Consider the following 842-nt stretch of genomic DNA (forward strand, 5'->3'; position numbering starts at 1 on the left):
TCTCACTACCGATGCAAATCACATTATTACTGCCATCCGTTGTTTCATTGATGTACTGCAGGAAGAGACGTTCAACTCCCCCCATTTTTTCCAAATTAATAATGTGAAGTTTTTTCATCAAATAACCTGCAGTATCGCGCGCCATACGAAGTCAGCGCTCAGTGTGGACATATTTTTTTCAGCCGAAATAATAGGATGCTGATTCTTTCCATATCCGCCAATCAGCCCTGGATCGGTCGGGCCGTAAAGGGTGATGTTCGGGCGGTCGAGCGCGGCGGTTAAGTGACTTAACCCGGTATCCACCGACACCACGGCGCGAGCGCCGGCAAGCATGCGTGCGACCTGTTCCAGCGTCAGCTTTGGCAGCACCTCGACAAAATCGAAGCCCTCTGCCAGCCGCAATGCGCGCTGATGCTCATGCTCTGCACCCCAGGGTAATTTAATGGTTAAACCTGAAGGCTGCATTAGCTCGATCAGTTCGCGCCAGTGCGCTTCCGGCCAGTGCTTATTGTCGCGCGTGGTGGCGTGCAAAAACACCAGATACTGATTCGCATCGGCGGGTAGCGCCTGGGTAAAGTGCTGGGCGATAGCATAATCACCGGTGGTCGTGGGCAGCGCATATCCCAGGCTTTTCGCAAACAGCTCGCGGGTACGCTGCACGGCGTGCTGCTGTTTGCTGATTTCATGACGTTTGTCATACCACCAACTGGCAAAGGGCTCACGAGCGCTGCGGCTGTCCTGCCCATGTTTAACCCCTTTCGCCAGGCGGGTTACCAGCGCTGCGCTCTTAATCAGCCCTTGTGCATCAATGATCGCATCGTATTCGCGCGACTGAAGTGCAC

Annotated in this window: 1 protein-coding gene and 1 pseudogene; both read right to left on the reverse strand. The window is 54.0% G+C overall.

Going from position 1 to position 842, the window contains the following annotated elements; translation table 11 throughout:
* A pseudogene (locus WH277_RS00800) lies at positions 1–118 on the reverse strand (lipopolysaccharide biosynthesis protein); the annotation flags it as partial.
* Positions 118–842 (reverse strand): lipopolysaccharide heptosyltransferase I (gene waaC / locus WH277_RS00805; RefSeq protein WP_339503818.1); only part of this gene is annotated, 725 nt, incomplete at its 5' end. The pseudogene WH277_RS00800 and the gene waaC, both read right to left, overlap by 1 nt.

It is taken from the genome of Erwinia sp. MYb416 (assembly GCF_037479575.1).
GTDB classification, from domain to species: domain Bacteria; phylum Pseudomonadota; class Gammaproteobacteria; order Enterobacterales; family Enterobacteriaceae; genus Erwinia; species Erwinia rhapontici.